Origin of the sequence: Microcoleus vaginatus PCC 9802, from assembly GCA_022701275.1 — a bacterium.
Taxonomy (GTDB): domain Bacteria; phylum Cyanobacteriota; class Cyanobacteriia; order Cyanobacteriales; family Microcoleaceae; genus Microcoleus; species Microcoleus vaginatus_A.
On record CP031740.1, the window covers coordinates 6,412,355 to 6,424,592 of the forward strand.

The 12,238-nt window shown below is 46.3% G+C and carries 7 protein-coding genes; 5 read left to right on the forward strand and 2 right to left on the reverse strand.

The genetic code is table 11. From position 1 onward, the window contains the following. Positions 1 to 37 precede the first annotated feature (37 nt). Complete coding sequence (locus D0A34_26450) at positions 38 to 1,771, reverse strand: DUF3352 domain-containing protein (protein ID UNU21912.1); 1,734 nt, start codon at positions 1,769 to 1,771, stop codon at positions 38 to 40. 130 nt (positions 1,772 to 1,901) lie between these two features. Here D0A34_26450 and D0A34_26455 point away from each other — a divergent pair, with 130 nt between their 5' ends. Continuing rightward, on the forward strand, positions 1,902 to 2,528 hold the full coding sequence (locus D0A34_26455; protein ID UNU21913.1) for a Uma2 family endonuclease: 627 nt from the start codon (positions 1,902 to 1,904) through the stop codon (positions 2,526 to 2,528). Positions 2,529 to 2,537: 9 nt separating this feature from the next. Here D0A34_26455 and D0A34_26460 read toward each other — a convergent pair whose 3' ends face one another. Then, positions 2,538 to 3,143 carry a hypothetical protein gene (locus D0A34_26460; GenBank protein ID UNU21914.1) on the reverse strand — a complete coding sequence of 202 codons (606 nt, stop codon included), beginning with the start codon at positions 3,141 to 3,143 and terminating at the stop codon, positions 2,538 to 2,540. Between the two features lie 135 nt (positions 3,144 to 3,278). On the opposite strand from D0A34_26460, the gene purL reads away from it, so the two are divergent. From purL to D0A34_26480, 4 genes are all read left to right on the forward strand, one after another. Next, positions 3,279 to 5,840 (forward strand): phosphoribosylformylglycinamidine synthase subunit PurL, encoded by a 2,562-nt coding sequence (gene purL / locus D0A34_26465; GenBank protein ID UNU21915.1) that lies wholly within the window; start codon positions 3,279 to 3,281, stop codon positions 5,838 to 5,840. Between the two features lie 219 nt (positions 5,841 to 6,059). Continuing rightward, complete coding sequence (locus tag D0A34_26470) at positions 6,060 to 7,796, forward strand: serine/threonine protein kinase (GenBank protein UNU21916.1); 1,737 nt, start codon at positions 6,060 to 6,062, stop codon at positions 7,794 to 7,796. Positions 7,797 to 8,664: 868 nt separating this feature from the next. Then, complete coding sequence (locus tag D0A34_26475) at positions 8,665 to 10,131, forward strand: amidophosphoribosyltransferase (protein UNU21917.1); 1,467 nt, start codon at positions 8,665 to 8,667, stop codon at positions 10,129 to 10,131. Between the two features lie 731 nt (positions 10,132 to 10,862). Beyond that, positions 10,863 to 11,948, forward strand: a complete 1,086-nt coding sequence (locus tag D0A34_26480) for a DUF3474 domain-containing protein (protein ID UNU21918.1) — start codon at positions 10,863 to 10,865, stop codon at positions 11,946 to 11,948. Positions 11,949 to 12,238 lie beyond the last annotated feature (290 nt).

A 12,238-nucleotide genomic window follows, 5' to 3' on the forward strand; every position in this document is an offset into this window, starting at 1 on the left:
TCTTCCTTCTTCCTTCTTCCTTCTTCCTTCCTTCTGACTAATTCAGCCGCATAAATATTGTAGCTTTGCGAATTCCTGTTATTTCTCCCGTACTGGTGACGGTGAGCGATCGCAAGTGGTCGAACAATGGTCTTGCCGAAAGTTCAATTAACCTCAACAGCGGGATTTGTTTTTCCCAAATTGCCCTGCTGGAGGGCCAGTCTAAATAAAAATAGCCGTCGTTAGATGGCGGTAGCGGTTCAATGCTGGTTTGAAAATCTTGATTAGCAACTAAAGAGCCTGTTTCGGCTGCTTCTAGTGCTGCGTCCATTGCTTCTACTGAGGTGGTGAAAATTTCGTATTTGCCGACGCTGGCTCGGACTCCTTTTGCCTCGGTTTCGAGCGCACTTTTTCTCTTATTTTCTCTATCATAATTTTGACTCGTTGTCAACTGCGTCCAAGCGGTAATTTTCTGGTTTCTGAGAGTGAAGCTGCCGATGCTGTATTCTTTGCTGCGGGCAATTTCATCGAGTTTGTCGATCGCCTTTTGGGAATCAGCAGATTTTTCGGCGGCAAAAATCCAGTCAGCACTATTTGACGAATTCGGAAGCACTGCTAAAGCGTATTCTCCTTGTACCCAGTTAAATATATCCTGCAGCAGGTTGACGCCCCAAACTTGCTGAATATCTGCGAGAGTGCGATCGACTAATTTTGAGACTTCTGCATTAGTGGACACCGCAGATGACAAATCAGCCCAAAAATTCCTTAAATCGGTGCTGGCGATCGCGAAAGGACTGGCTGAGGGAATATACTGCAAAGCTTGCACAGGTTCCGAGAGTGTTGGAGAAGCTGTGTTTTCTCGCGATGTCACTAAAGCAGTTTGAGCCAGCAATCCCCGTCGGTTGACTCCGACAGCAACTGCGAGAGAATTAAGAGAAACTTGGGGATTTTGCTCGGTTGCTGACTTCGGGAGATTGACAAATGCGAAAGCAATTCTGCCTTGAGTTAGCTGCTGCAAAGCTTTTTGATATTCCGGGGTATTATTGAGATTTAGAGTTGCTGCTTCAACGTTATTAATTGCATCTCGAATCACATTCGGACTGTTGGCAAATAAAACAAAACTGGGGTTATTTCCCGAATTTGAACTGCCGCCGATTGCCGCTGTTGCGAAGCTACGCGGCAAAGTTGACTTCGGCAGGGAAAACGGGTTGAAAGGCGAAATTGTAGCGGATTTTTTGTTAGCTGTAAGTGATTTTTTGTAATTTAGTTGGATGCCTTTATAGAGTTCCGACTGCACTGTTTTATCTGCCCGAGATTGTTTTCGCCAGTAGGAGTCGAGAAATTGTTGGCTGCGATCGATATTTTGGGAAGAAACTGCCAGCAAAAACCCAGTTTCTTTGCCGTTGCTGCTGTCGCCATCCAAATCGGGCGTTGTGACGGCGAGAGTAATTTCGTCACCTATCCAAGGTTGGATATCTCGACTGTAATCCAGACCTGTATTGGCCAGAAAACTTTTTTTGATTTGCTCAAATTCTGCGTGCGATCGACTTCTTTCTTCGGGAGTGGCAAAAACTTGTCGCAATGCTTCGAGGCGATCGGGATTTACTAGCATTGAAGCTAACAAAGGTGCTTGTTTCGAGACAAACACAGCCGCAGCCGGAGTAGTTGTCGGCCCGCCAGCGAGCAAATTCAGGGGAGTTTGAGTTGTCAGCCAGTAAAAACCACCGGTACTCAAGCCTAAGAGTGCCAAGACGCCAGCAATGAGGAAAGAAAAGAACGATCGCAGCTTCATACAACAATGACCACAGTCTATTATTAACTAGAGTAGCGCATGACCGTAGCTGTCTGCAGATACTTTTTGTGCGGTTCGCAAAAAAAAAAGGATAAACTAAAATATTCTCAAGCTCTAAAACCCAAGTAAAATGCTAACAATATCAACGCCCGCCGAACAGCGAGTTTTACTGCAAAATATCAGTTGGCAGTTATATGAAATCCTGCTAGCGGAACTGGGCAACAAACGTTCCACCCGAATTGCTTATCATCAAGGTCAATTAGAAATTATGGTGCCGCTACCGGAACATGAAAATCGCAACAGGCTGATCGATCGGTTAATTGTAACTCTCATAGAAGAACTCAATCTTGAGTACAACCCCTTTGGGTCGATGACTATTAAAAAACGAAAAAAAGCAGCGGGTAAAGAACCAGATTCATGCTATTATATCCAAAATGAAGCACTGGTCAGAGGGAGAACAGAATTAGACTTTGCTCAAGATCCGCCGCCCGATTTAGCACTGGAAATTGATATTACCAGCAGTTCCTTAAATCAATTCGATTTATATGCAGATTTAGGGGTACCAGAAATTTGGCGGTACGACGGACGAAGCATCAAGTTTTATCAATTGCAAAATGGCGAATATGCGGAGTGCAATTTTTCCCGGGCTTTCCCGATGCTACCGACTGCAAAAGTTGACGAATTTATCGATCGCTGTCAAACTACAGGCGCAACCGCAGCAGTGCGAGAATTCCGGGAATGGGTAAAAAATCAGTAATTGTGTAGTCTACCACGGCACTCCTCGCGCATCGGAAAAATCGGCATCTAGAACCGCCCCCGGATCGAATACAGCATCAGTTAAATCAGCTTTTCTAAACGACGTTATCGACAATTTTTCTATTTCTTCAACAGCGATAAAAAAGCCGATCGCAGTTAACCCAAGAATTACCCCAGAAACCAAAAATAAGACAATTCCCCTGATAGTATCTCCGCCCAAAAATGTCACAATACCGCTAGCCCCGATCGCAGCAGCAGCCCCAGCCACAGCCCCCGCCACAATTCCCGCCTCGCCCCGAGTCGCAGCAATCGCCGTAGCAGCCGTTCCAGCCACCGCCACAGCCCCCGCATCTGCCCCGGCAATCAGTCCTGTCAAAGCGCCAGCCGCCGTCACTGTCACCGCAGTTACCCCAGCCCTAGCAATCAAATTTCTCACCCGCCTGCGGCTTTGTCCGGTTCTGACACCCTGAAAATTTGCCCCCCTCAAAATCGCCCCGGTGAAATTGCAGCCTCGAATGTCGCAACCGCTGAAATTCGCCCCTGACAAGTCAAGCCCTTTAAAAGAACGGTTCCGCAAGTTTTGGTTAGCAAAATTGAGATTTCGAGGTTGAGTCATTCGATTTTAGATTTTAGATTTTAGATTTTAGATTCACAACCCAAAGACCTAGGATTGTAGATTTTAGATTATAGATTTTAGATTAACCAACCACAGGGCATTTAGAATAAAGCCTGTGGTTTATAACGACTTTCCATGTCTCCCATCTCCGAATCCCCATTTTCCCCCGCACAAATTGCCGGTGAAAGACTCACACCTGAAGAATATGAAGAAATCGTTCAGCGTCTAGGTCGCCATCCTAATAAAGCTGAATTGGGAATGTTCGGCGTTATGTGGAGCGAACACTGCTGTTACAAAAATTCGCGGCCACTATTAAAACAGTTTCCCACAGAGGGCGATCGAATTCTAGTCGGGCCCGGAGAAAATGCCGGCGTCGTAGACTTGGGAGAAGGCTTGCAACTCGCCTTCAAAATTGAATCGCACAACCACCCGTCTGCAGTCGAACCTTTCCAAGGTGCAGCAACCGGTGTCGGGGGGATTCTCCGCGATATCTTCACAATGGGTGCACGCCCGATCGCACTTTTAAATTCCCTGCGTTTTGGCAACTTAGACGATGCTAAAACTCAGAGATTGTTCAAAGGCGTAGTATCGGGAATTTCTCATTATGGAAATTGCATCGGAGTACCCACAGTTGGCGGCGAAGTTTACTTCGATCCTGCTTATTCCGGCAACCCGCTAGTTAACGTCATGGCCTTGGGTTTAATGGAAACTCAAGAAATCGTCAAATCCGGCGCTTCTGGCATCGGAAATCCCGTGCTTTACGTCGGTTCAACTACCGGGCGAGATGGCATGGGAGGAGCAAGTTTTGCCAGTGCCGAATTGACGGACAAATCAATGGACGATCGCCCCGCAGTCCAAGTAGGAGATCCATTTTTAGAAAAATCCTTAATTGAAGCTTGTTTAGAAGCATTCAAAACCGGTGCAGTCGTCGCCGCCCAAGATATGGGTGCGGCAGGAATCACCTGTTCTACATCAGAAATGGCAGCCAAAGGTGGCGTCGGCATTGAGTTTGATTTAGACAAAGTTCCCGTTCGAGAAAGCGGCATGATTCCCTACGAATACCTGCTTTCAGAATCCCAAGAACGGATGTTGTTTGTTGCCCAAAAAGGACGGGAACAGGAATTAATCGATATTTTCCACCGCTGGGAATTGCACGCCGTAGTAGCGGGGACAGTCATCGAAGAGCCGATCGTGCGAATTCTATTTAAAGGCGAAATCGCGGCGGAAATTACCGCGACTGCTTTGGCAGATAACACGCCCATTTATCACCGAGAACTGTTGACCGAGCCGCCCGAATATGCTAAAAAAGCATGGGAATGGACGGCGGATTCCCTGCCACAATCCACAGTTACAGGTATCGAAATTAACGGCAATTTCCAAACTTGGAGTCAGATTTTGCTGACACTTTTAGATACTCCCACCATCGCTTCTAAACGCTGGGTTTATCGCCAATACGACCATCAAGTGCAAAACAATACTGTTGTTTTACCCGGAGGCGCTGATGCTGCGGTTGTCAGATTGCGTCCGCTAGAACCTTGCCAATCTTCCCTTGGTAACGGGCTAGAAGTACACCCCCTTGCTAAGGGGGATCTACAGAGAGGAAATGCTGTTTCTCTAGCTTCCGAAAGCAAACAAGAAGAAGAAGTAATTCCTCTATTTACAAAGGCACAAGGTAGGGAAACTCCAAAAGTTTCTCCCCCCCTTAGCAAGAAGGAAGCGCCCCTGGGAATTATTCCTGGAGTTGCTGCAACGGTTGATTGCAATTCTCGTTATGTTTATCTCGATCCTTATGAAGGTGCAAAAGCAGTCGTAGCGGAAGCAGCGAGAAATTTAAGTTGTGTGGGTGCTGAACCTCTCGCAGTTACTGATAATTTGAATTTTGGCAGTCCTGAAAAGCCTATCGGATATTGGCAGTTAGCGTCAGCTTGTCGCGGGATTGCTGATGCTTGTCGCGAGTTGGGAACGCCTGTTACTGGCGGCAATGTTTCTCTTTACAATGAAACTGTTGATGCTGAGGGAAATCCTCAACCAATTTATCCGACTCCGGTAATCGGAATGGTGGGGTTAATCCCCGATTTGACCAAGATTTCTGGCCAAGCTTGGCTAAAGAAAGGTGATTTAATTTATGTGCTGGGAATGGGGGAATCATCCCAAAATCCAGAACTTTCATCGGAAAGCTCAAAAATCGAAACTTCTCCTACTTTGGGAGGTTCGGAATATTTAGCGGCAATTCACGGGATTGTAGCTGGGAAACCGCCAAGGATAGATTTTGAGTTGGAAAGAAAAGTGCAATCGGTTTGCCGCGAGGGAATTCGGCAAGGTTGGGTAGGTTCTGCCCATGATTGTGCGGAAGGTGGAATTGCGATCGCCCTCGCGGAATGCTGTATCTCTGCTAAAATGGGTGCGGAAATTCATCTCAGTTTCAATTCGGCCAATGTCGGCCGCTGGGATGAAATTTTGTTTGGTGAAATGGGCAACTGCATTGTAGTTTCAGTGGCACCGAAAAATCAAGAAATTTGGGAGTCTTACCTGCAAGAACATTTGACCAAAATGTGGCAGAAGATTGGTTTAGTTTGCTGTGCTGAATCACCTTTGCGGGTTGTGAGTGCTGACAATCAAGTGTTAATTGAGGTGGCGATGGGTGAGATGGGCGATCGATTCTATAATGCGATCGAGCGTCGGATTGCATCTGTCTGACAACTTGAAGTTTCGATCCCCCTAAATCCCCCTTAAAAAGGGGGACTTTGAATACTCTTGCCCCCCCCTTCTTAAGGGGGGCTAGGGGGGATCTCGGGGTTTAAAAACACGCCCAAGAACCCCGACTTCTTACAAAATTCACGATTTTGGCAAAAACTTATTACAGAACTCGGGGTTCTTAGACACTATACAATATAAACAGTATCATTCATAAAATAAATGGTTTGCTGTATCAATCCCGACTGCGCCAATCCTCAAAACCCCGACGGGCAAACATATTGCATCAGTTGTGGCGTTAAACTCGTCCCCATCTTGCGAAACCGTTACCGCATGATAGGATTCCTCGGTAAAGGCGGCTTCGGCAGAACCTATTTAGCAGAAGATATTGACAAACTAAATCAACGCTGTGTCGTTAAACAATTAGCACCAAATTTCCAGGGGACTTGGGAGAGTAGCAAAGCGGTAGAATTATTTCAGCAAGAAGCCAGACAACTGCAACAGCTAGGACAACATCCCCAAATTCCATCACTAGATGCCTATTTTGAAGACAACAAATATTTGTATCTCGTACAGCAGTTTGTGGAGGGGGATAATTTGTTGACGCTTTTGCAAGATGGGGGAATTTGGCAAGAAAGCCAAGTTAAGCAACTATTACTCGAACTTCTACCTGTTCTCAAGTTTATTCACGAACAAAAAATCATTCACCGAGATATCAAGCCTGAGAATATTATGCGCCGTCGCAGCGACGGTGTATTAATGCTGATTGATTTCGGAGTTTCCAAACAGTTGTCGGGAACAGTGATGTCGAGACTAGGAACGCAAATTGGTACGCCTGGTTATTCACCATTTGAACAAATGAAAGGGGGTGAAGCTTATCCAGCCAGCGATTTGTTTAGCTTGGGGGCGACGGCTTTTCATCTAATGACGGGCGTACATCCTTCTGATTTGTTGCTAGAAAAAGGTTATAGTTGGACTGCAAATTGGCAGCAACATTTGAAGACTCCCATAGATCAGCGATTGGAATTGATTTTATCTAAGTTGTTGGCAAAAGATATCCAGCAGCGCTATCAATCAGCAGAGGAAGTTTTAATAGATTTTCAACGTCAGTCAACGCCAAATTTTATACAGACTTTAAAAAAGTTTGACTTTGACACGGTGACAGTTGATGTGCGGGGTAATATAACTAGCCATCAACACCGTCAAGCACAATTTTTTAGGGAAAATTTAGGTAGCGGTGCAACCTTAGACATGGTAGCAATTCCTGGTGGCCGTTTCGTGATGGGTTCTCCCAATACGGAAGCAAGGCGAAGTAACAATGAAGGGCCGCAGCGTACTGTTAATATCTCTCCTTTTTTTATGGGTAAATATCCCATTACTCAAGAACAGTGGGAAGTAGTGATGGGGAATAACCCTTCTCATATCAAAGGTTTGAAACGTCCTGTAGAACAAGTAAGCTGGAATAATGCTCTGGAATTCTGCCAGAAAATTTCTCAAAAAACCGGCAAGATTTATCGCTTACCTTCGGAAGCCGAATGGGAATATGCTTGTCGCGCCGGAACTACAACGCCTTTCTATTTTGGCGAGACAATTACCCCGGATTTAGTTAATTATGATGGCAATCATCCCTACGGTTCTGCGCCGAAGGGACTTTACCGCAAACAAACAACGGATGTGGGGAGTTTTGGGCCGAATCCGTTTGGTTTGTATGATATGCACGGGACTGTTTGGGAATGGTGCAGCGATAAATGGCACGATAATTATAGTGGCGCGCCGACTGACGGAAGTTCTTGGGAAACTGGAACAGATAATAACCGAGTGCTGCGTGGTGGTGGCTGGAACTGCAATACGGTCTATTGCCGTAGTGCCTATCGTGGCAGGCATTGGGCGGGGGCGGTCCATCGCAGCAGGCACCTCGGTTTTCGCGTGGTGGTAGCTTCGGTTTCTTCCTCGTCCTAGTTTCCGCGTAGTGCGCGGGTTGAAGCCGTAGGGTGCGTCGCCCGAAACAATCTGCAAGTTCGATCTACAATTTCACAGGGACGCACCACAAATTTGTAAGATCCGTCGCCTGAAACAATCTGCAAGTTCGATCGACAATTTCACAGCGACGCACCCTACAAATTAAACTGAAAAACTTATCTGCTCCGTGCTATTGCCATAACTGGCTGCGCCAAAATAGACTTTACATGGCGGCACAGATTCCCATGATGATATACTAGGTCAATTTTATGAATAAGTCAAGCTCGATCGCGCTTAAATTCTAATATTTCAAAAAGCCAGTGAAGCAATTTTATAATTGATTTTCCATTACACGATCGCCTATTTCTTAGTCCCCCTCTGCTGGGACGAGAGTTTGACTCTTAAGCGATTTCAATAGACTGTTGGTGCCTTAAAAAATGCTTTCACCCCTCACCCCTAAAAATAGTGGAGCGGGAGTAAGTATTTAATTAACCATATAGCTATTAACTACCAATAACGAACCCAAATGCTGCATTCCAGATGTGAGGGGTAACACCCTCCGCGATATTCGCCAACAATCTCTTTTAATCGCCTAATCGAGCGCCCGAGCGCGCCCCATCGATCGCGCCCCATCGATCGCCCGACCGCCCGCAATTAATCAAGGTTAATATAGGATCAGGGGGCGATCGATACTACAATGCCATTAAACGCCCCATCGCTTCTGTCTGAAATGCTACACGAGTTGGAAATAATGACAGATACGTGGCAAGATTAAGGGAATGTTAAGTTATGCGACGCTTTCGCAAACAAGATTTCCCGCTGAAACTGTCCCCCTAACCCACCTTCCCCATTAGGAACCCACCCATCTATGATTCCCAACCATTCCTTCGCGGCTGACGAGCATTCTAACAAACCCGACAAGCCAGAGGAAGCTTGTGGCGTTTTCGGTATCTACGCACCGGGTGAAGATGTCGCCAAGTTGACCTACTTCGGTTTGTATGCTTTGCAGCACCGCGGTCAGGAATCAGCAGGAATTGCCACCTTTGAAGGTGAAAAAGTCCACCTTCACAAAGATATGGGACTGGTTTCCCAAGTCTTTAACGAATCGAGTTTAGGTCACTTGCCCGGTAACTTAGCCGTAGGCCACACTCGCTACTCTACTACCGGCTCGTCGCGGGTGGTCAACGCTCAACCTGTTGTCGTCGAAACCCGTTTGGGAAGTCTCGCATTAGCACATAACGGGAATCTTGTCAATACCAAAGAATTGCGGGAAGAATTGCTGTCTCGGAAGTGCGAATTTGTCAGCACGACGGATTCAGAGGCGATCGCAGTGGCGATCGGTTCCGAGGTAGACAAGGGCAAAGACTGGCTCGAAGCAGCGATCAGTGCCTTTGGTATGTGCCAAGGAGCCTTTAGTTTGACGATCGCCACCCCCAAAGGCGTGATGGGAGTTCGCGACCCCCAGGGCGTCCGCCCGCTGGTAATTGGCATCCTCCCCACAACTCCGGTACGATACGTTTTAGCATCGGAAACTTGTGGCTTGGATATTATCGGTGCTGAATTTTTGCGGGACGTAGAACCGGGGGAATTAGTTTGGATTACAGAGGAAGGTATGGCTTCCTTCCACTGGAGTCAGCAGCAGAAGCGCAAACTTTGTATCTTTGAAATGATCTATTTTGCTCGCCCGGACAGCCAGATGGAAGGTGAAAGTTTGTACAGCTACCGGCTGCGGATCGGGCGTTTGTTGGCAGCAGAATCTCCGGCTGATGCGGATATAGTCATCGGCGTTCCCGATTCTGGAATCCCGGCAGCTATCGGCTTTTCTCAAGCTTCCGGCATTCCTTACGCCGAAGGATTAATTAAAAACCGCTACGTCGGGCGCACTTTTATTCAACCGACTCAGACAATGCGGGAGTCAGGAATCCGCATGAAACTCAACCCTCTCAAAGATGTGTTGGAAGGGAAGCGAGTAATTATTATCGACGATTCGATCGTGCGCGGCACAACCAGCCGCAAAATAGTCAAAGCCTTGCGGGATGCGGGCGCAACGGCCGTTCACATGAGAATTTCTTCGCCACCGGTGACTCATCCTTGTTTCTACGGGATCGACACCGACAATCAAGATCAGTTGATTGCAGCTACTAAGTCAGTCGCAGAAATCGGCGCCCAAATAGGGGTTGATTCTTTGGCTTTCTTGAGTTGGGATGGAATGCTGAGGGCGACTAACGAAGACCCGATGAGTTTTTGTTCGGCCTGTTTCACTGGTGATTATCCGATCGACGTTCCAGAAGTGGTAAAACGGTCTAAGCTCATATTAGAAAAAGCTGGAACCTAGAAAATCCAAAATAGAGAAAGTGATCGCCCGTCACTTTCCCCAATTTATGGATTTTCAAGTTTTTCCGGTAAGTCATTGCCAGAATGTGTGTAGAAATGTTACATTAACTTAGCTTTAGCAATTCTTGCAGAATTTGTGAACTGTAGTAAACAGTCGCTTGGGTAAAACTTGTGTGAAAGCCAACCCTCGGATTGGAGATGGGAGATTGGAGATTTGAGATTTGTGCTTGAATCTACAATCGCCAATCTAAAATCGATGGTTTTTCCCTACACTCTCGTTCACAATTTCTGCTCGAAAGGCTGTATGCTACCTGCAGACTGGAGGTAGTTCCTCCAGATGTCCACTCTCAGATGGAAGTCGCATTTCGCACCAACAACGGGCACATGAGATTTTTTCAGATAACAGGGTCGATCGCACTAATTTTTCCCACACAAGTATTCCACAAGCCAACTTGCTTGAGAATCGCGGACGGGCTGTTCATGCGAACTAAAGAACTTTAGGAACCCTTGCAGAGTAAAAATATGGCTCCTTGCAGTTTGAAGCAGTGATTTCACCTGCATAGGGATACAACCCCCCGACTCCTGTCCGGGAGAGCCAAAAAATTTAGATCTTAGTTAAGCCCCCAGATTCATCTGTGGAGTGAATCTAAAATCTAAAATCTAAAATCTAAAATCGATTGACTGTTACAAGGCGGAATGCGGTTTCTCAAGTCAGCTTAAATCGGAAACTTCGTGCAATCAAATACTGTTCTCAATCCCCCGAGCAATCAAGACTCGTCCTCTCGTACAACAGAGTTACCTTTTACTCTTCAAGATATCAAGGCAGCCATTCCAGCCCACTGTTTTGAGCCCTCGGCATGGAAATCTCTGGCTTATTTCTTTTTAGATATTGGCATCATCGCCGGTTTGTATGCGATCGCCTACACCGTCGATTCCTGGCTGTTTTACCCAATCTTTTGGTTGATGCAGGGAACAATGTTCTGGGCATTGTTTGTAGTGGGCCATGACTGCGGACACGGTTCATTTTCTAAGAGCAAATGGCTCAACAACCTGATAGGACACCTCTCCCACGCTCCAATTCTCGTGCCCTTCCACGGTTGGCGGATTAGTCACAGAACCCACCACGCAAATACAGGCAGCTTAGATAACGATGAAAGCTGGTATCCGGTATCGGAGAGCAAATACAATCAAATGCCTTGGTACGAAAAGCTGGGACGCTTTTATTTGATGTTATTTGCCTATCCAATTTATCTATTTCGGCGATCGCCCGATCGGGAAGGTTCTCACTTCATGCCCGGTAGCTCGATTTTCCGTCCGTCCGAAAAATGGGATGTGTTGACGAGTTCCGCATCCTTGGTACTGATGGTAGCCTTTTTAGGCGCCCTAACCTATCAGTTTGGTTGGCTGTTTTTACTCAAGTTCTACTTGGTTCCCTATGTAGTGTTCGTGATGTGGCTGGATTTGGTAACATTCCTGCACCACACAGAAGCCGATATTCCTTGGTATCGGGGTAAAGATTGGTCTTTCTTGAAAGGTGCATTGTCTACGATCGATCGCGACTACGGCATCATCAATTCCATCCATCACGATATCGGCACCCACGTAGCCCACCACATTTTCTCGACAATGCCGCACTATCACTTGAAGGAAGCAACGGAAGCCATCAAGCCAGTGTTGGGCGATTATTATCGCAAGTCAACTGAGCCAATTTGGAAGAGTTTTATTCGCTCTTACTGGGATTGTCATTTTGTCTCGGATACAGGTTCTGGAGTTTACTACGAATCACCTCACAGTCGGCGATCGGCTGAAGTTAAGTAGCTTAAATAAACAATAGAATACGTAAAAACCCGGCTTCTTAAAGAAACCGGGTTTTTCTTTTTTGCGCGTGTTTGATAATAAGATGTTCCACATTTAACCTGGATAGGGCGGGCAAGATGCCCACCCCACAATAAATTTAAGAGTTTTAAAAATGCAAACTAACTAAATGTTTTTTAGCTAAGCGTATCCGCTGAAAAGAACACAATCAAAGAGGTTTTTAAGTTGTCACACGTTTAATCTATATACTTATTTTGATGGCAACTTTTGTGAGCCGTTGCTTCTAGCCCGCC

Coding starts and splice junctions, on each gene's coding strand:
- D0A34_26450 (UNU21912.1), bottom strand. CDS start 1,771: ATGAAGCTGCGATCGTTCTTTTCTTTCCTCATTGCTGGCGTCTTGGCA.
- D0A34_26455 (UNU21913.1), top strand. CDS start 1,902: ATGCTAACAATATCAACGCCCGCCGAACAGCGAGTTTTACTGCAAAAT.
- D0A34_26460 (UNU21914.1), bottom strand. CDS start 3,143: ATGACTCAACCTCGAAATCTCAATTTTGCTAACCAAAACTTGCGGAAC.
- purL (UNU21915.1), top strand. CDS start 3,279: ATGTCTCCCATCTCCGAATCCCCATTTTCCCCCGCACAAATTGCCGGT.
- D0A34_26470 (UNU21916.1), top strand. CDS start 6,060: ATGGTTTGCTGTATCAATCCCGACTGCGCCAATCCTCAAAACCCCGAC.
- D0A34_26475 (UNU21917.1), top strand. CDS start 8,665: ATGATTCCCAACCATTCCTTCGCGGCTGACGAGCATTCTAACAAACCC.